General features: G+C 64.0%; 14 protein-coding genes. 9 read left to right on the top strand and 5 right to left on the bottom strand.

The genetic code is table 11. From position 1 onward, the window contains the following. Positions 1 to 39: 39 nt before the first annotated feature. Positions 40 to 2,310: a TonB-dependent receptor gene (locus OKA04_RS00245; protein WP_264499100.1), complete on the bottom strand. Its 2,271-nt coding sequence runs from the start codon at positions 2,308 to 2,310 to the stop codon at positions 40 to 42. Between the two features lie 203 nt (positions 2,311 to 2,513). Here OKA04_RS00245 and OKA04_RS00240 point away from each other — a divergent pair, with 203 nt between their 5' ends. Both OKA04_RS00240 and OKA04_RS00235 read left to right on the top strand, forming a co-directional pair. Continuing rightward, positions 2,514 to 3,206 (top strand): Fe2+-dependent dioxygenase, encoded by a 693-nt coding sequence (locus OKA04_RS00240; RefSeq protein ID WP_264499099.1) that lies wholly within the window; start codon positions 2,514 to 2,516, stop codon positions 3,204 to 3,206. A 640-nt stretch (positions 3,207 to 3,846) separates the two neighbouring features. Further along, positions 3,847 to 4,005 (top strand): hypothetical protein, encoded by a 159-nt coding sequence (locus OKA04_RS00235; protein ID WP_264499098.1) that lies wholly within the window; start codon positions 3,847 to 3,849, stop codon positions 4,003 to 4,005. Positions 4,006 to 4,601: 596 nt separating this feature from the next. On the opposite strand, the gene OKA04_RS00230 is transcribed toward OKA04_RS00235, so the two are convergent. After that, positions 4,602 to 5,819 (bottom strand): glycoside hydrolase family 57 protein, encoded by a 1,218-nt coding sequence (locus OKA04_RS00230; RefSeq protein ID WP_264499097.1) that lies wholly within the window; start codon positions 5,817 to 5,819, stop codon positions 4,602 to 4,604. A 28-nt stretch (positions 5,820 to 5,847) separates the two neighbouring features. Continuing rightward, positions 5,848 to 7,191 carry a glycosyltransferase gene (locus tag OKA04_RS00225; protein WP_264499096.1) on the bottom strand — a complete coding sequence of 448 codons (1,344 nt, stop codon included), beginning with the start codon at positions 7,189 to 7,191 and terminating at the stop codon, positions 5,848 to 5,850. A gap of 387 nt (positions 7,192 to 7,578) precedes the next feature. On the opposite strand from OKA04_RS00225, the gene OKA04_RS00220 reads away from it, so the two are divergent. The 4 genes from OKA04_RS00220 (at position 7,579) to OKA04_RS00205 (ending at position 13,959) form a co-directional block, all read left to right on the top strand. Then, positions 7,579 to 9,192 carry a glycogen synthase gene (locus tag OKA04_RS00220; protein ID WP_264499095.1) on the top strand — a complete coding sequence of 538 codons (1,614 nt, stop codon included), beginning with the start codon at positions 7,579 to 7,581 and terminating at the stop codon, positions 9,190 to 9,192. A gap of 166 nt (positions 9,193 to 9,358) precedes the next feature. Next, positions 9,359 to 10,807: a polysaccharide deacetylase family protein gene (locus OKA04_RS00215; protein WP_264499094.1), complete on the top strand. Its 1,449-nt coding sequence runs from the start codon at positions 9,359 to 9,361 to the stop codon at positions 10,805 to 10,807. Positions 10,808 to 10,984: 177 nt separating this feature from the next. Next, on the top strand, positions 10,985 to 13,045 hold the full coding sequence (locus OKA04_RS00210; RefSeq protein ID WP_264499093.1) for a hypothetical protein: 2,061 nt from the start codon (positions 10,985 to 10,987) through the stop codon (positions 13,043 to 13,045). A gap of 20 nt (positions 13,046 to 13,065) precedes the next feature. Then, the gene (locus tag OKA04_RS00205; protein ID WP_264499092.1) at positions 13,066 to 13,959 is read left to right on the top strand and encodes a hypothetical protein; all 894 of its coding nucleotides are present in this window, start codon (positions 13,066 to 13,068) and stop codon (positions 13,957 to 13,959) included. Between the two features lie 12 nt (positions 13,960 to 13,971). Here the strand turns inward: OKA04_RS00205 and OKA04_RS00200 are convergent, their stop codons facing one another. Next, a complete protein-coding gene (locus OKA04_RS00200) occupies positions 13,972 to 14,325 on the bottom strand; it encodes a hypothetical protein (protein WP_264499091.1) in 354 nt (117 codons plus the stop codon). A 191-nt stretch (positions 14,326 to 14,516) separates the two neighbouring features. On the opposite strand from OKA04_RS00200, the gene OKA04_RS00195 reads away from it, so the two are divergent. Next, on the top strand, positions 14,517 to 15,905 hold the full coding sequence (locus OKA04_RS00195; protein WP_264499090.1) for a C39 family peptidase: 1,389 nt from the start codon (positions 14,517 to 14,519) through the stop codon (positions 15,903 to 15,905). Between the two features lie 86 nt (positions 15,906 to 15,991). Here OKA04_RS00195 and OKA04_RS00190 read toward each other — a convergent pair whose 3' ends face one another. Then, on the bottom strand, positions 15,992 to 17,074 hold the full coding sequence (locus OKA04_RS00190) for a mannose-1-phosphate guanylyltransferase (protein WP_264499089.1): 1,083 nt from the start codon (positions 17,072 to 17,074) through the stop codon (positions 15,992 to 15,994). A 100-nt stretch (positions 17,075 to 17,174) separates the two neighbouring features. On the opposite strand from OKA04_RS00190, the gene OKA04_RS00185 reads away from it, so the two are divergent. Further along, a complete protein-coding gene (locus OKA04_RS00185; protein WP_264499088.1) occupies positions 17,175 to 17,471 on the top strand; it encodes a hypothetical protein in 297 nt (98 codons plus the stop codon). A gap of 7 nt (positions 17,472 to 17,478) precedes the next feature. Further along, positions 17,479 to 18,333, top strand: a complete 855-nt coding sequence (locus OKA04_RS00180) for an SDR family oxidoreductase (RefSeq protein WP_264499087.1) — start codon at positions 17,479 to 17,481, stop codon at positions 18,331 to 18,333. Positions 18,334 to 18,356: the final 23 nt, after the last annotated feature.

The raw sequence follows: 18,356 nt of genomic DNA, 5'->3' as shown, positions 1-18,356 counted from the left end.
CCGACCCGTTGCAGCAACCTATGAAAGGAGGGGGAACGGTTAGAAGTTCATATTCGCGCTCAGGATGATCGAGCGGCCCTGGCCGGGGACGAAGTGGCCACCGCCCACGCGGTCGATGTAGTCTTCATCGAAGACGTTATCGACATTGAGCTGGAAGGTGACGTTCTCGTTCATCGCGTAGCTGGCCATCGCATTCACGAGGGTGAAGTCGGGGGCCTCCTGGCGTGTGGTCGGGTTGTTGTTGTTGTAGCGGCTGTCCACGTACTGGGTGCCCACGCCGACGGAGAAGCCCTTCGGCAGGTCATAGACGGTCCAGAGGCTGAAGGAATTCTTCGGCGTATTGCTCACCTCGGAGCCGCGCTCTGCGGCCACGGCGGAGGCCTTCACCTCGCTCTCGAGGTAGGTGTAGCCACCGATGATGCGCCAGTTGTCCGTGATGGCGCCGGTGAAGCCGAGCTCGAAGCCCTCCACCACCTGCTCGCCGGTCAGCGTGACCACGGTCGGGTCGGCCGGATCGGTCGTGCGCGCATTCGTCTTCTCCGTGCGGAAGATCGCACCGCTGAGGAGGAGCTTGTCATTGAAGAACTCCCACTTGGTGCCCAGCTCGATGGTCTCGTTTTCCTCCGGGTCCGCCTGGAAGAGGCTGAGCGTGTTGTTCGTGCCGGTGGGGGCAGCGATGTACGTCAGGTTCTCGGTGGAGGGATTGAAGGACGTGCCGTAGCCGAGGTAGATGCTGCCTTGCTCGACGGGCTTGTAGGTGATGGCACCGCGGTAGCTGAACATCGAGTCCTCGCGCTCCAGCGGGCTCACCACGCCGGAGGCGGCACGCGAGGCGTACTCCACGTCGTAGCTATCCCAGCGGACGCCGCCGGAGATCTCCCAGTGCTCGTTGATCGTCGCCGTGTCGAAGAGGTAGAAGGCGGTGGTGTCCGAGATGGTCTGGGTGATGGAGCCATTGCGCTGGATCACACCGGTGAAGGGGATGATCACCTGGCCGGTGAAGAAGTCGATCTGTGGATTGCCAGCGACCGGCAGGCCGGTGGCCGGGTCATACACGGAGCGACCGTAGTTGCGGGACTTCTCGCGGCCCACTTCGAAGCCACCGACGAGATTGTGCTCGATGCTGCCGGTGCTGAAGTCATAGCGCAGGTCGGCCTGGCCGAAGAGCGCCTCGTCGAGCTGGTCGCGCGACTGGAACTGCTGGTTCAGCGTCGTGGTCGTCGGGTTCGTGGCCGGCGTGGTGTCATTGATGGCGGCGAAGCGCGGAGCGGTGGTGACGGAGTCGCGGTCATTCCGGCCGTAGCGCAAGGTGGTGCGCAGCTTCAGGTCATCGCTGAAGTCGTGCTCGAAGATACCCGTGATGAGGTCGGTCTGGATTTCCTCGTAGTCGCGCAGCGGATTGCCATACCAGCGGTCGAAGTCCACGATCGGCACGCCCGGCTGGAGCAGCGGGTTGGTGGCGCTGTTCCGCGGGATCCACGGGATGCCGTAGTCAGGCGTGTTGTCCTGATCCAGGTGCATGTAGGTCAGCGTGAAGCGCGTGTCGGTGCCGAGGCCCCACGAGATCGACGGGGCGATACCCCAGCGCTTGTTTTCCACACCATCGCGGCCCGGGATGTCCTGCTCGTGCCAGACGCCATTCAGGCGAACGGCACCGCAGCCGGCGAATTCCTGATTCAGGTCGAAGGTGCCGCGCATGTAGTCGTCCGTGCCACCGCTGAGCGAGGTGCCGTAGGAGTTCCCGAGGTGCGGGGTCTTGGTGACGATGTTGATGGAGCCGCCGGTGGAGCCGCGGCCGGTCGAGGCGGAGGACGGGCCCTTGGTCACTTCGACCTGCTCGAAATTGAAGGGGTCGCGTGAGTAGCCGCCGCTGGCCGCGTCGCGCATGCCATCGACGAAGATGTCCGAGCGCGCCGCGAAGCCGCGGATCGCGAGATTGTCACCGGCAGGGCCGCCGCCGCCTTCACCGGCCTGCATGCTGATGCCGGGCACGTTTCGCAGCACGTCGCGGAGATTCGAGGCGGCCTGCTCGCGCATCACGTCCGCCGGGATCACGGTCACGGTCTGGGCGACGTCGCGCAGCGGCTGGGTCTGCTTCGGCGTCTGGAGGCGCTCCGGCTTGTAGAGGCTCTTCTCGAGGTCGGCCTGCACGACCAGCTCGCTCATGTTCTCCGTCTTCTGCTCGTCCTTCTTCGGGGCGGTGACAGCGGGAGTTTGGGCAGCGAGTTGGCCGAGGGCAAACAGGGTGCCGGTGAAGACAAATCCTTCCGGAAGCCGGGAGGCACGAAGACTGGAGTCGTGGGAGTTCATTGGACGCGGAATCAGTGAGTCGTGCCGGGCGCAATGGCGTCGCGGCGAAGACTGTTGCGAATGCGTCTCAATTGAATCCACCTGTCAAAGTAATTCCATCCGGGTGACGCAAACGGCAACCGAGCGCTAATCGATGGCGGTTTGGCCGCTGATTGCGGGGATTCGCCTTGACCCGCCACCCCTGCCCGGGACGAGACAAGTCCATGATCCTTTGCATCCCCGATGTCCTGACCGCCGAACAGACCGCTGAATGCCGCCGTCTGCTTGAAACGGCGGACTGGCAGGATGGCAAGGCGACCGCCGGTCATCAGGCGGCGAAGGCAAAGGACAACATGCAGATCCCCGCCACCCACCCGGTGGCCCGCGAGGTGGGCGATGCGATCTTGCGCGCGCTCGCCGTCAATCCGCTCTTCCAGTCTGCGGCGCTGCCCCTTCATTTCCTCCCTCCGATGTTCAACCGCTACTCGGGCGGGCAGACCTTTGGCACCCACGTGGACAGCTCCATCCGCCAGATCCCCGGCACGCCGCACCGCATCCGCACGGATCTCTCCTGCACGCTCTTCTTCGCCGGGCCGGAGGAGTATGACGGCGGCGAGCTCATCATCGAGGACACCTACGGCTCGAAGAGCGTGAAGCTCCCCGCCGGCCACATGGTGCTCTACCCCTCCACCAGCCTGCACCAGGTGACCCCGGTGACTCGCGGCACGCGGCTGTGCTCCTTCTTCTGGCTGCAAAGCATGATCCGCTCGGACGAGCAGCGCTCCCTGCTCTTCGACCTGGACATCGCCATCCAGCGCCTCTCCGCCGCCCTGCCCGACCACGAGGCGGCGAGCCAATCATCGGTGCAACTCACCGGCGTGTATCACAACTTGATCCGCCAATGGGCGGAGATGTAATTTTCCCACGTCCGGGATCATCGGCGAGCGCACCTTACGGTGTGGTGCGCTCCATCAGGGAATGCCCACTGGGAACGCGGAATTCATTCCGCCCGAGCCATCACACCCGCCCGCCTTCATCGGACGATTTCCACGGGATCTTCCGTGCGGGAGTATGGAACAATGCGCGATCGAACCACCCAGCCGGACCGCCCCGGCTATCCATCTCACCGACATCGCGACAAGGCAAACGGAGATCTTTCCTGACGCCTGCATGTCATCACGCATGTCCTAACAGATCCCGCCCGGGTCCAGTGTCATACACGACAGGAATTCCTCGCTGAAAACCGACCCGGCGATCCCAAGATGAAGAGCGCTCATCAGTCCATTCGTCGCTCTCATCCATCGCTCCCGATTTACGTAGCCGACTGGAAAACAGCGCTTAACAGCCTAACAGATGCGTGGATCTACGCGGAAATGGCGTTCCCGATCCATCGAAGTACGGTACCTTCGTAGTTTCCCTCAGCCGAATGATGGGAGAATACCTGAAAGTCCCTTGCAATCCTCCCGGAAGTGTTGGAGCAGTGTAGCTGTGACTGCGTCCTCATTCATTACCTGTCTCCTCCGGACCGCTGCTGTGATCGCATTGATGTTTGCGGTCATGCGACCTTGGAGTGGTGACAAGAGTGACACTCCGGGCGATGGCACCCCGCGCATGACGCACACGTCGGCCACCTCGAATCCGGGCCAAGCCGATGCGTCAAAGCAGGTCGCCAGCAGCGAGAAAACCGACCGCCTCGCCAGCCTGTCTAACAGGTAACCCCCGGTCGTGTCTTTTGCACGCTCACCCTTGCAAAAAGCATTATCATTTTCGCTACTACGCACTAACTTCCGATAAACTCGCTCCACTCGCGAACGCATGTTCGCGTGTCGGGACCGAACTTCGGGCCGCTTCCCGTCCGACTGCTTGCTCGCCACGATGTGCGCCCGGGTTTACAGCGCGATCATCAGGGGGTATATGGCAGCGGTTCAGCAGTTCGGACGGGTTCTTATCCAGCGGCTTGTCGCCGGGGGAGGGACGGTAAGCCGGTCTATCAGTCGTCGAGCCGGTCCACCGGTCTGTGTCCTTGGAACTCCTCCGGTGATGCCCCGGAAAACAAGGGAACGAGAGCGGTAGATCGTCTTCATGGATTAGCGCGCCGGGGTCGGCATTGCAAGATTCCCCCCTCCCCTCGCCTGCCCCCGATGGACCGCCCTTTTCCCGCCGGTTTCATTGTGAATTCATTCCCAATATCTTGTGAAGAACTCTGCCACGCGGGGAATCATCGCAAAATGCATCACACAAGGCCCGGTGAATGTCACCGGAGCCGAAACATCCTGCAAACCAACGCCTCATGACGGGGGCGCCCCAGTCCCCTAGAGCTCGCCGGATCTCGCCCCGCCTGCCTCGCGCTCTTCCCGGATGCGCCGCAGTCTCACCTGCAGGTCCCCGAGGGCATTCATGAAGTAGATGTAGGCGTCGTACGGCGTGCTGTAGGGCGAGAAATACTGGTGGATGCTGCCATCCGTGCCGCCCTTCGTCGCCATCCAGTAGAAGTGATCCGAAGTCTGCAGCTTCGCCCACACGTGAGTGAGGTCCGGGTCCCGGGCGGCCAGCACTTCCTCCTCCAGCCGGTGGATTTTCGCGATGGCCTCCTGCTGCATCACATTCCCCGTCCACGCGCTCAGGTCGCGCTCGGCATCCGCCCATGAGGTCGGCCAGTGGCAGTCATACTCCCGGGTCGCGCTGAAGAGATCCACCACCTCGCCCGGAGTGACCCAGCTCACGCCCTCGGCCAGCATCGCCTCCGGCAACCGCTCCCAGAACTCGAAGACGCCGGTGTCCTTCCACTGGTGCTCCCCGATGGTCTCGTAGTCCATGAAGAGATTCACCACGTCGCCCGGCGCGTCCTTCACCCATCCCGCGAATTTCTCCGCCGTGAGCGGCCACTCGTTCCAGGTCTTGTCGGAAAAGCGGAAGCCGAGGTCATCCGAGAGCGAGGCATTCCGCAGCAGCGTTTTCATCCGCGTCACATACGGCGCGCGGAAGACCTGGTTCGGCGACTGGCCATTCAGCACCCACGGCACTCCCTCCGCCATGATCCCGTCAAAGCCCATCGTCTCCGCCTGCGCGGCGATGGCGTTGTTGTAGATCAGCTCGGTATTCCGGAAGACCCGCGGGCGGACGCGGAAAACGGACTCGAGGATCTCCAGGTGCCGCTCGACCTGGCGCTCGAATTCCTTCCGCGAGTGAAGGATCGCCAGCGAGTGGTAGTAGGTCTCCGCCAGCAGCTCCACGCTTCCGGTGGCCACCAGGTCCTGGAAGGAGGCCAGCACGTCCGGCCGGTGGTGCTGCATCTGCTCGATCACCGTCCCGCTGATGGAGAGCGCCATGCGGAAGCGGCCGTGCGTCTGCTCGATGACCTTCTTGAAAAGCGCGTTTGCCGGCAGGTAGCTCTTTTCCGCCACCTTTGACAGCACCTCGGCATTCAGCCCGTCATCCTCGTAGAAGGCGTGCTGGCCGATCTGGAAGAAGTCATACGGTATCAGCCGGTTCGGCTGATGCACCTGGAAGTAGAGGCAGGTGTGAGGCATGGCTCAGGGGGGATAAGACCGCTCGCCGTCAGTCGCGGAAAAGACCCAGCGGATCGGCAGGCCCGCGTGGCTTCGATGGCCGGGAAATCAGCTCCTCGTAAATCTCCACCACCTTCTCGGCGGCGGCGTCCCAAGTGGCCGCGGCCATGTCTTCCTCGGCCTGCTTCACCACCCGCTCGCGGAGCGCGTCGTCCTCCAGCAGGTCGATGATGTGCTGGGCCATCAGGTCCACGTCCCAGTAGTCGGCCTTCAGCGCGCCCTTCAGCACCTCGGCCACGCCGGATTGCTTCGAGATCACCGCCGGGATGCCGAATTGCGCGGCCTCCAGCGCGGACAGGCCGAAGGGCTCCGAGACGGACGGCATGCAATAAATGTCCGTCATCGAGAGCAGCTCGTTCACCTTCTCCTTGTTCAAGAAGCCCGTGAAGTGGAGATACCCGCCGAGCCCGCGGAAGGCGGTGCTCTCCGCCAGCGGCTTCAGGCGCTCGCCGGTCCCGGCCATCACGAAGCGGACATTGCGCGTCTTCTTCAGCACCCGCGTGGCGATCTCCAGGAAGAACTCCGGCCCCTTCTGCGCGGTCAGGCGACCGAGGAAAAGGACCAGCTTCTCCGGGAAGGGCTTCTTGGTCCTGAAGGCATCCACCGCCTCGGCCCCGTTGTGGACCGGGTGGATCTTCGCGGGGTCGATGTTGTAGTGGGCGGCGCAGATCTTCCCCGTGTAGCGGCTCACCGGGATGATGGCGTCGGCCTCCTCCATCCCGTATTTCTCCAGATCGTAGATCCAGCCGCGGGCCGCCGCCCCGGCGCGGTCGTACTGCGAGGCGTGGACGTGGATCACCAGCGGCTTGCCCGTGGCCTTCTTCACCTCCACCCCCGCCAGAAAGGTCATCCAGTCGTGCGCGTGGACCACGTCGAAGTCCAGCAGCATGGCCATCTTCGCAGCCACTTTGGAAAACTCGATCACCTTCGTGCCGAGGTCGTCGCCGTAGAGCTCGCCCGTCTTGAATTGCTCGAGCTGGCTGCGTGTCGTGCGGGAAAACGCGATCTCCCCGCCCGGCTGCCGCACGATCTCCGTGGTGCCCGCCTCATCCGAAGCATACGGGTCGAGGTGGATGGGCACGCGCTGGATCTCCGCGAAGCTCTCGTAGTGATACTTCCCCTCCACGGGCTGGAGGTCCTCGGTCTTTAGGTTGTTCAGCCCGGTGAGCTTGAAGTCCTCGAAGTCCGCCTCAGGCGCGGAGCGCGGCACGATCACCTGGAGATCGACGTGTTTGGAGAGCGCCTGGGAAAGTCCGAGGCAGGCAACCCCGAGGCCGCCATTGATCAAGGGGGGAAACTCCCAGCCCAGTTTGAGAACACGAATCCGATTCATGGAGGGAACGATGCCGGCAGATGCCATGCATCCCCCGGGTCAATTGCGAGCCGCCAACGTCGTGAGCATTGGCCGGGCCAAAGTCGAGCCCTTTCCCGTGACGCAAGAATGAGCGATCTCCCGTGACGCATGATTGATGGCATAGGCGGATCGCGTACGCCGATCGCCGATCATAAAAACATGAATCGTTGGTTGATCTATCTTGTGGCTCGCCTACGGGGTTTTACGCGGGGCGCGCGGCAGGTCGGCACGCTGTCTGCTGGGTCGTGTTATTCACAATATCGCCACCCGCTCCGGTTGGCATGTGACCCGGAGGTCCGCGTTACTTTCCTGCTCCTGTTCCAGTCTTCTCCACTCGCCTCTCATTTCCCTTCCGTCGCTCTGCCCATGTCCGCTCCCTCGCCTGCCAAGCCACCGCGCATCCTCATCGTCACACCGGAAATCACCCACCTGCCACAGGCGCTGGGCCCCGGTGCAGGCTTGATTCGCGCGAAAGCGGGCGGTCTGGCGGACGCCACCGCGGCCCTCGTTTCCGGCCTCGTGGACCTCGGTGCCGAGGTGCATGTGGCGATGCCGAATTTCCGCCGTCTCTTCCAGCGCGACCACCTCGGACGCCTGCCAGACGAGGTCATCAACAGCTCCGTCCACCCCCACGACCAGCGCATCCACCTCGCGGACGACTATGCATTTCACAATCTCGGACGCGTCTATAGTGACAATCCGCACGAATGCCTCCACACCGCCCTCGTGTTTCAAAGGGAGGTGATGCAACAGATCATCCCGAAAGTACAACCAGATATCATCCATTGCAATGACTGGATGACTGGACTCATCCCGGCAATGGCGAAGCGCCGTGGCATCAAGTGCCTCTTCACGCTGCACAATATCCACAGCCGCGACATCACGCTGGAGGCCATGGAGGCGGCGGGCATCGGTGCCGCCGACTTCTGGAACCAGCTCTACTTCGTCCGCCCGCCCGGCCAGTATCACCAGTGCCGCAGCACGGTGCCTGTCCACATGCTGGGCACGGGCGTCTATGCCGCCGACCACCTCACCACGGTGAGCCCCGGATTCCTCCAGGAACTCGCGGACGGCAAGCACCACGGCGGGGCCTTCCTGCGTGGCGAGATCTGCCAGAAGATGGCCGCAGGCCGCGCGTCCGGCGTGCTGAATTCGCCGGACCCCTCCTATGATCCCGAGTCGGACCCCTCGCTGGAGGTGACCTACAGCGATCACGACCACGTGCAGGGCAAGGCCGCGAACAAGCTGGCCCTGCAGCGCGAGCTCGGACTCGAGGAAGATCCGGATGCCGCGATCTTCTTCTGGCCCTCCCGCTTGGATCCCATCCAGAAGGGCCCGCAGCTCCTCTGCGACATCCTCCAGCGCACCGTCTCCGACTACTGGGACCGCAAGCTCCAGATCGTGGTGGTGGCCGATGGACCGCACCAGCATCTGCTGCATCACATCAACAACTACCACCACCTGCACCGCCGCGTCGCCATCCGCGACTTCGACGAGCGTCTGGCCCGCCTGGCCTTCGCCGGGTCGGACTACATGCTGATGCCTTCGCTCTTCGAGCCCTGCGGACTGCCGCAGATGATCGCTCCGCTCTACGGCTGCCTGCCGATCGTCCACGCCACCGGCGGACTGCGCGATACGGTGCGCCGGCTGGATTCCGAGAATTCGCTGGGCAATGGCTTCTCCTTCGAGGACCCGAATGCTGCGGGTTTCCGCTGGGCGATCGACGAGGCGATGTGGTTCCACCTCCAGCCGAAGGAAATCCGCGAGCGCGAGATCACCCGCATCATGCGCCAGAGCCGCAGTGAATTCGACCCCGCCCGCTTCACTGCAGGCTACGTGGAACTTTACGAGCGCCTGCTCGACCGGCCGGTGGTCGCACCGACGCTCGACGAAGTCATCGCCGAGCCCGAGCCGCGCCCTGCCGCGAAGCCGGTGCTGCCGAAGGCCGCGCTGGCCACACGCTCGCGCCCCGCGGCCTGATCCAATCGACCGGGCACCCATCTCACGAGTCGGAGGCACGTCCTATGACGAAGCACCGTCGTGCCCGGATGGCGGCCCGTCGATGATCTCTCGCGAGAACAAGGAAACCGATTTCCCTCACCGCCGATTCGGTTAGGATACCGACCTTTCAACCCCTCTCATTCCCATGCCCACCTTGGAGAGCCAGATCCCACCGATTTGCGGTGATGAAGAGGCCGTCGCAGCCACCATGGCCCACACCGGCCCGGTCGCCCTGCCAAACAGCGACATCGACTTCGGCAAGGCGCGCGCCACCTTCGCGATCGCGCTCCACATGCACCAGCCGCTGATCCCGGCAGGCGGCGGCGATCTCAGGACCGCCGCCGTGATCGGGAATCTCCAGAGCATGATGGAGAACCAGGGCATCGGCGACAATCACAACGCCCCGGTCTTCGAGTGGTGCTACAAGCGCATCGGGGAATTCGTCCCGCAGCTCGTGGCGCAGGGGAAGAAGCCGCGCGTGATGCTGGAGTATTCCGGCTGTCTTTTCGACGGGCTCGCCTCGATGGGGGCGACGCACGTGATCGATGCCCTGCGTGCCCTTACCACCGACCCCGCCTACTCGCGTTGCGTGGAGTGGCTGGGCGCGCCTTGGGGTCACGCTGTCGCACCGTCCACGCCGGTGCAGGATTTCCGCCTGCATGTGAAGGCCTGGCAGAATCACTTCGCCGCGCTCTTCGGCCATGAGGCGCTGAACCGCGTGCGGGGCTTCTCGCCGTCCGAGATGGCGCTGCCGAATCACCCGGACGTCTGCTACGAGTTCGTCAAGACGCTAAAGGAGTGCGGCTACCGCTGGGTGCTCGTGCAAGAGCACACAGTGGAAGAATGCGGCACCGGCCACGGCCTCGGTGCCCCTCACCTGCCCCACCGCCTCGTCGCGCGGAATTCCTCCGGCGAGGAAGTCAGCATCATCGCCATCATCAAGACACAGGGCAGCGACACGAAGCTGGTCGCGCAGATGCAGCCCTACTACGAGGCGAAGAGCCTTCCCAATACCGAGCTGAAGGGCAAAACGGTGCCCCGCTTGGTCACGCAGATCGCCGACGGGGAAAACGGCGGCGTGATGATGAACGAGTTCCCCCCGAAATTCCTCGAAGCGATGGCCGAGGCCACCGACAGCGAGACCCCTGCGGTGAACGTGACCGAGTATCTGGAATACCTCGAGACGCTGGGCATCGGCGAGGCGGACTTCACCGCCATCCAGCCGTCGATGCAGCAAAAGATCTGGGAACGCATGCCCGATGGCGGCGGACCGGAGAAGCTCGCGGAGGTCATCGAGGACTGCAAGCAGCACGCTCAGCCTTTCCACATGGACGGCGGGAGCTGGACGAGTGACATCTCATGGGTGAAGGGCTACGACCACGTGCTCGGCCCCATGGAGGAGGCATCCGCGCTTTTCGCCGAGAAGATCACGAAGGCCGGCGTGCCGCCCACCGACCCGCGCTACAAGAACGCGCTCTACCACCTGCTGTGCAGCCAGACGAGCTGCTACCGCTACTGGGGCGAGGGCCAGTGGACCGACTACGGCCGCGAGCTGTGCCGCCGCGCGATCGAGGTGCTGGAGCACGACTTCTGACGCTGCGACTGCGAGGATTTTGAGGAGTGCGGACGTTCCGTCCGCACAAATGTCGACGACACATCGACAAGCCTCATTGCTTTATTCATGAGCCCACTTATGGGCCAGCGATCATTAAACGCGTCCTTTTTTGCATTAAATTCGAAACAAAAACCGCTTTTGTGGCGTTTTCTCGCCATGAAGCTCTGTTCTGCCCCGCTGCTGCTGTTCGCTCTCACGGGCACCGGCATCGCTGAAATATCCCTCCCCCGGACCGAGGCGGCACTGAAGGTGGATGCCACGGATACCGTGGTGCGACGCCAGTGGGCCATGGCCGAGCTTGAGCGCGTGCTGGGGCCGAGGGAATGGAAGGCGCTTTCGAATGGCCCGCGCTCGACCTTCTTCCGCGAGATGCAGGGCACGCTGCTGGACGAGCTGATGTTCTCCGGCCCGCTCCCCGAAGATCCGGCGAAGATGATGCGCATCGCCGAGGCGCTGTGGAAACAGGACCGCTCCGGCATGGCCGACCGCCACGAGCTCACCACCGCCGCCGCCGTGGCCCTGATGTATGCGGCGAAGGATTGGCCGGAGGATCAGGCCGACGAGCGCTACCGCTACTTCCGCGACTCGCGGAAGGCGGGCAAGCTCCACCCGGTCTTCGACACCCTCGCGACCTGGGAAAAACGCTTCGTCGTTTCCGCAGGGGGCAATGGAGGCTGGGCGGGCGACGGCGGCTGGGGCGAGGAGTCGATGCTCTGGCTGCGCGATCACGTGAAGCTGCCGGTGAAGGACTACACCGATGCGTGCTGGCAGGCTCCCTACCGGCTGGAGAATGTTTTCGGCGACTCGATCCACGGCAGCAGATACTACGCGCCATTCGAGAAGATGATCCACGCCGAGCGCGTGCGCGAGGTCGGCGGCGTCTGCGGCTCGCTGTCCCACTACGGTGCCACCGCCGCACGAGCGAATGGCATCCCGGCAATCACCATGGGCGAGCCCGGCCACTGCGCCTACGCGGTGCGCACGGCCCCGGGCGAGTGGACGCCCGCCTACTCGCTCTCCTGGGAGCGCGGCCTCCACACCTCGCTCTGGGGCAGGACGTGGACTCAGCTCGTGCTGCAGGAAAAGGTGCTCGGCGAGAAGTACGCCACGGATCGTAGTTCGCTGCACCTCTGGCAGGCGCGTGCCCTGCGCGGGGGAAATCCGGACCTTGCGGAGAAGGCTTACCTGCTCGCGCTGAAGGCCCAGCCGCTCGACCGCCCGCTGTGGTCCGAGTACGTCGCTTGGCTGCGGGATTCACGAAAGCCGGAGCCTCTCGCGTGGAAGAAGGTCCACGACGATGCACTGGCCGCCCTCGCCACCTATCCCGAGGCCGCGTGGGACGTGGTGAAGGACATCGAGGTCGCGATGATCGGAGTCGTGCCGGAGGACGAGCGCATTCCCTTCCTGCTGTCCTTCCACAATGCCATCGCCAGTCACAAGGGGCCGGTGATGTGGGACCTGCCAAAGGCGCTCGGCGAGCAGGCGAAGATGCTGGGCAAGCCCGCTGCGGAGCTGGAATTCTTCGAGCAGGTGGTCTCGCTGCAATCCAAGTCCGACTGGCTCGCCCCGGTCGTGGCGTGGGGCAGTGAGCGCTTCGGAAAGGGCGGCGACACCGCGTGGTATGAAGCCCTCGGGCGCGGCCTTTCCACGGGCGGCAGCGCGGGCGACTCGACGCGCAAGGCACTGCGCCCCGCGATCCTCGCGGCGGCAGCCACCGACAATGTCGAGGCCTTCCAGGCACTCGCGCGGGCGGTGGCGACGGACGACGGACCGAAGCTCCCGCCAATGGAGCCCTTCCCCGGGGAACTGCTCTCGGCAGGCGGGCTGATCCGGCTCTCGACCACCTCGAATTGGGACGCCCCCGAAAGCCATGCCGCGGTGCTGGAAGCAAAGGGCGGTCGCCTCCACACCGACTCGGAGGTGAATCCCCATGTGGTGGTCCGCTTTGCCAAGCTCGGCGAACTCTCCGGCATCGCCTTCACCGACACCTCCACGGGCTACAACGCGAGCCGCATCGTGCCGCTGAAAGTGTCCGTTTCCGAAGACGGCCAGGGCTGGCAGGAGGTCTTCCGCACCGAAAAGCCGGGAGGCCCGTGGCGCATCGACCTGACAGGAAAGGCCCCGCGTGTCGGATGGGTGAAGATCGAGCGCGATGACGACCGCAAGGAGGTTTTCCACCTTTCCGCCATCCACGTCTATGGGCGCCGTCTGCAGTGAACCGCTTACCGATTTCCCCGATGAAGATCTCCCTTGCTACTATTTTCCTCGTAGTTTGCCACACGCTCTCCGCCGCCGAGCGCGTCGCCGACTTCCCCGCTGCCCTGCAGAAGGCGAAGTCCGGCGGGCAGGACATCGCGGTCCTCTTCCACGGCTCCGACTGGTGCACGCCGGGCAAGAAGCTCGCCAGCCGCTGGACATCCGTGGACTTCGAAAAGGCGGCTGGAAACGACCTGCTCATCCTCGACATCGACCGCAAGGAGAACCCGTCCGACGACGACGAGGCACTGGCGAAGCTGAACGAAGCCTGCCCGGTGAAGCCGCGAAGCCTGCCGGCCATCGCCCTCTTCGACAAGGACGGCCGGCTCGTCGCGCTGCGCGAGGGCATGCCGGAGCTCGATTCACTAGGCCGCCCCCAGCAGGCCATCCAGCGCGCCATCGATGTGCGGAAGAAGCGCGACGACCTCTGGCAACGCGCCGCGGACATGCTGGGCCCCCGGAAGGCCACGCAGCTCGCCGCCGGTCTCGATCTGCTGGGCATTGGTGTCGGGCCGAAGGACGCCTACAAGCCCGTCATCGACGAGATGAAGAAGGCCGATCCCGGGGACAGTAGCGGCGCTGTCGCACGCTACACCTTCCCGGGCCGCAAGCTGCTCGAGCTGGCCGTCGATCAAGGGAAGGCCGGTAAATTCACCGACGCCGACGCAGAGATCGGGAGCTGGCTGGAAAAGCCGCAGCTCACCAAGGACCAGAAGCAGGAGGCGCTGGCCGCCCGCTTCGCCCTCTACCAGCGCTGGCCGGAGAAGAAAACGGGCCTCGCCGCCGTGCTCAAGGAGATCGAGCGGCTCGACCCGAAGTCCGATCTGGGCAGCGCCGCCACGACCTACCTCACGATGCTCGCGAAGGAGAAATGACCTGACGCGGAATCACGCGAACCAACGCTTCTCCAGCATCTTCAGGTAGCGGGCCTCCGTGTCCGAGATGCCGTCGGCTCCCAGCACCTTGTAGAGCCACGTCAGCGCGGTGGACTCGGTGCCGGCCTTCTTGATGATCTCGGCGCGCACCGAGAGGTATTCCTCCGTCTTCAGCTCGCAGGAGTAGGCCTCGCGCGCCCTCGAGAATGCCTTGAGGATGCAGATTTCGCGCGGATGCTCGGAGTCCCAGCCGATCGAATCCAGCGCATCCGTCACCACGGAGTCCTCGGCGAGCGAGAGGTGGTCATCGAGATAGAGCGCCAGGAAAAGCAGTTCGATCAGGGCTTCGCGCGAGTCTTGTGTCATCAGGTGGTGAACTACCAAGCCTGCGGTTTTTGACAATCCGATTTCCCTTTCCGGCCCTGAGGCGGGGAGCGCAGGGCAATTTGCCTGAAACAAGATGCGCTTTGTGAAGATTACGTGAATTAACACGTCAATTTGACAACTCGCCGATTTTTCCACCGACAGATGTTGGACAATATAACTTTAGTCACTACATGCTCCCCGCTGTGAAACTCATCACTCCCCTCCTCCTCGCTGTATCACTCCTCGGGCCCCTCCAGGCCGACGAGAAGAAGAACACGCCACGTGTGCTGGATGACGTGATCTTCGACGAAAATCTCTGGACGAAGTCTCTCGAAGATGTGCGGAAGTCCACCAATCCTCCCGAGAAGGAGGACAAGGACGACAAGAAGAAAGTCGAAATCCAGGACGACGAGGACGGCGACGTGGAGATCTTCCTCTTCAATCGCGGCCCGAAGTACATGGAATGGCTCTCGTCCGACAAGGACGGCCTGCGCTCGGAACCCGGTCTCTATCAGATGCTCGGAAAGAAGGTCGGCGAGGTGGTCATCCGCGGCCGCGAGGGCAATGCCAGCGACGCCACCATCTCGCTCTTCAACCGCGGCGATGACGGCGAGATCACGCTCGCCAGCTACCAGACGAAGCTGAAGGAGTGGAAGGACCTCATCGACGAGAAGATGGCCGTCCGCTCCGAGGTGCGTAACCAGCAGGGTGCCGTGCCCCTCGAAGGCTGGATGTGGAAGAAGGGCGACACCGCGGTCCTCCTCGAGGGCAGCATGAACCGCTCCTCGAAGCGCGCCGAATTCATCCGCCTGCGCCTCACCTCCATCAGCGCCGCCAAGAACGCGCCGACCAAGATGGCCCGCCGCACCAGCTTCGCGAACAACGTGAAGAAGGACGACAAGGGCTTCACCTGGGTGGAAGGCGTCCCGATGGTGGACCAGGGGCAGAAGGGCTACTGCGTCGTCGCGAGTGTCGAGCGTGTCGCCCGCTACTTCGGTGCCGAGATCGACCAGCACGAGATGGCCCAGCTTGCCAATACCGATGACCACGGCACCTCGGGCGATGAAATGGAGAAGGCCTTCCAGCGCGTCACCGGCAAGATCCACCTGCGCACGCTCAAGCACATCGAGTATGACGACAAGCGGGCCGAGCGCGACCTCCGCGGCTACAACTCCGCTGCAAAGAAGGCCGGCGTGAAGACCATCGACATCGATACCGACAACTACTACGTCGATCCCCGCCAGTTCTGGTTCAACGCCCACAAGGAAACCTTCCGCGACATGAAGCGTGGCCAGCAGGCCTTCGCCCACTTCGAGCGCAAGGTGAAGGAATACGTGGACCAGGGCATCCCGCTCTGCTGGACGCTCTATCTCGGCATGTTCAAGGAAAAGGGCCTGCCACAGAGCTACGGCGGTCACATGCGCCTGATCATCGGCTACAACTTCACCTCGGCGGATCCCGGCGAGCACAAGATCTACTACACCGACTCCTGGGGCAGCGGCCACGAGAAGAAGGAGATGCGCGCCGACGAGGCCTATTGCATGACCATGGCCCTCTACTCGATGGTGCCTAACAAGTAATCCGGCCCCGCCGCGAAGATAAAAAAAGTGGCTGCCGCATCCAGCGGCAGCCACCTCCCGGAAGCGGCCTCGGCCGCTTCTCTTTTTTACAGCAGTTCCGGCGGCAGCTTGTCGGAGAGCTTCTTGATCGCGTCCGCCTGGTGGCGGTTGGCGATGAGCAGCGCGTCCTCGGTCTGCACGATGATCAGGTCATCCACGCCGAGCAGCGCGATGTGGCTGCCCTTCCGCGCGTTGAAGACCACGTTGTTCTCGGAATCGATTTCGGACACCGGGGTATTCACGCGGTTGTCATTGCCGACCTTGTCTAGGTAGGTGGCCACGGAGATCCAGGAGCCCACGTCGTCCCAGTCGAAGGTCGCCTCGATGTTCAGGACGCGGCGGGCCTTTTCCATGAGGCCGTAGTCGATGGAGATCGGCGTGAGCTTCGGGAACTGGGCCGCCACGGTGGCCGTGATGTCCGAGGATCGGCGGATCTCGGAAATGAAGGAGGCCAGCTCGGGCTGATGCGTGGTCAGCTCGCGGATCACATTCGGCAGCGACCAGACGAACATGCCGGCATTCCAGCAGAAGCCGCCCTGGGCGAGGAATTGCTCGGCCAGCTCGGTGCTCGGCTTCTCGCGGAAGCGCTTCACCTCGGCGGGCATCTGGTCGCACTCCAGCCCGGGGATGGAGGCGCGGGAGCCGCGCTCGATGTAGCCGTAGGACGGACATGGCCAAGTGGGCTTGATGCCGATGGTGACGAGGCCGTCGGACTTCTCCGCGGCGGCCAGCGCGTCACGCATCACGGCGTGGTAGGCGGCGGTGTCCTGGATAAGCTGGTCGGCGGGCAGCACCATCATCAGCGCGTCGGGATTCCGCGCGGCGACGAGGGCGATGCCGAGCGCCACGGCGGGTGCGGTGTCACGCTTGGCAGGCTCGGCGAAGATGTTTTCCGGAGGCAACATCGAAGCCACCTCGCGGACACCGGCTTCCTGCTGGGCATTCGTGAGGATGAGAATGTTCTCCACCGGCACCAAGCCATCGAGGCGGGCGATCGTCTGCTCCAGCAGGGTGGTGTCGCCGAAGAGATTCAGCAGTTGCTTCGGCTTCGCATTGCGGCTCAGCGGCCAGAAGCGGGTTCCGGATCCGCCGGCGAGGATCAGGGCGTAGGTGGTGGAGGGGTCAGGCATGTGCGGCAGGACCCTAGCGACCCCGGCGGCGGGGGGAAGGGCGAATCGCGTGGCATTTTCAGGGATTGTCTGCCGCCGCCGGAGTGTTAGGCTTTCTTTCATGAACCCCGACGACGACGGCGAACGCAACTGGACCGAAGCAACCGCACTGGCAGCGCCTGCCCTGCTGGGTGCCGCCGGCGGCCTCATCCTCGGCGAAATGATGCACGCCCGCGCCCGCCGCGGTGTGGCCATCGGCTTCGCGGTCATGGGCATCGCGACGCTGCTGCCGCTGGCAATTGGCGGCGTGGTGAATCTCGTCAACGGCCCGGAAAGCAAGCTCGGTGCCCGCCGCCGACTGCGGAAGATCCGCGACACCGGGGCACACGGCGACTACGACGCCCACCTCGGCATCTGACCGGGCGATGCGACTGGCGATCACCGGTACCACGGGCCGCGTCGGCCGCGCCTTGGCCGACCGCTTGGCGGCGTGTCACGAAATCGTCGCACTCCCCCGCACCCGGCTGGACCTGTCCGCGCCCGGGTGCGAGCGGGTATTGGAAGACCTCGACTTCGACGTCCTGCTGAATCCGGCAGGGCTGACCAGCCTGGAGCAGTGCGAGGAAGAGCCCGCGCTGGCGCACCGCGTGAATGCCGATGCCCCGGGCAGGCTGGTGATGGCTTGCCAAGGTCGACCGGTCCTCCATTTCAGCACCGACTACGTTTTCGACGGGGTATCTCCCGGCCTGCGGCACGAGGATGAGGCCCCATCCCCGCTTTCCGTCTATGGGAAGACGAAGGCCGCCGGAGAATCCGGCGTGCTCGCTGCAGGCGGCGCGGTGATGCGCGTCTCATGGGTCTTCGGCCCGGAAAAGCCTGCCTTCCCGGACCAGATCGTCGCCAAGGCCTTGGCCGGCCAGGATCTCGCCGCAGTGGCGGACAAGTATTCGCTGCCCTGCTTCACGCCGGATCTCTGCGAATGGGTGGCCGCGTGGCTGTCGGCAGGCTGCCCGGGAGGCGTCTTCCACGGCTGCCAGAGTGGCGAGCCCGTGAGCTGGCACGGCATGGCCTTGGAGATCGCCAAGCACCTTTCCACACATGACATCTCCGTGCCGGAGGTGAAGGCAGTCCCCATGGCGGAGATGACCGCATTCCGCGCCGCCCGTCCGCGCCACACGGCGATGGCGACGTCCCGACTGGACGCCATGCTGGGAAAAAAGCCCCGCGAATGGCAAATCGCCCTGCGCGAGCATGTCGATGCGCTCCTGTTATCCCGTTGACCCGTACGTATGTGCATGTCAGC

It is taken from the genome of Luteolibacter flavescens, assembly GCF_025950085.1.
In the GTDB taxonomy this organism is placed as follows: Bacteria; Verrucomicrobiota; Verrucomicrobiia; order Verrucomicrobiales; family Akkermansiaceae; genus Haloferula; species Haloferula flavescens.
Note: the sequence above shows the minus strand (reverse complement) of the source record. Positions and strands in the feature narration are given on the sequence as shown.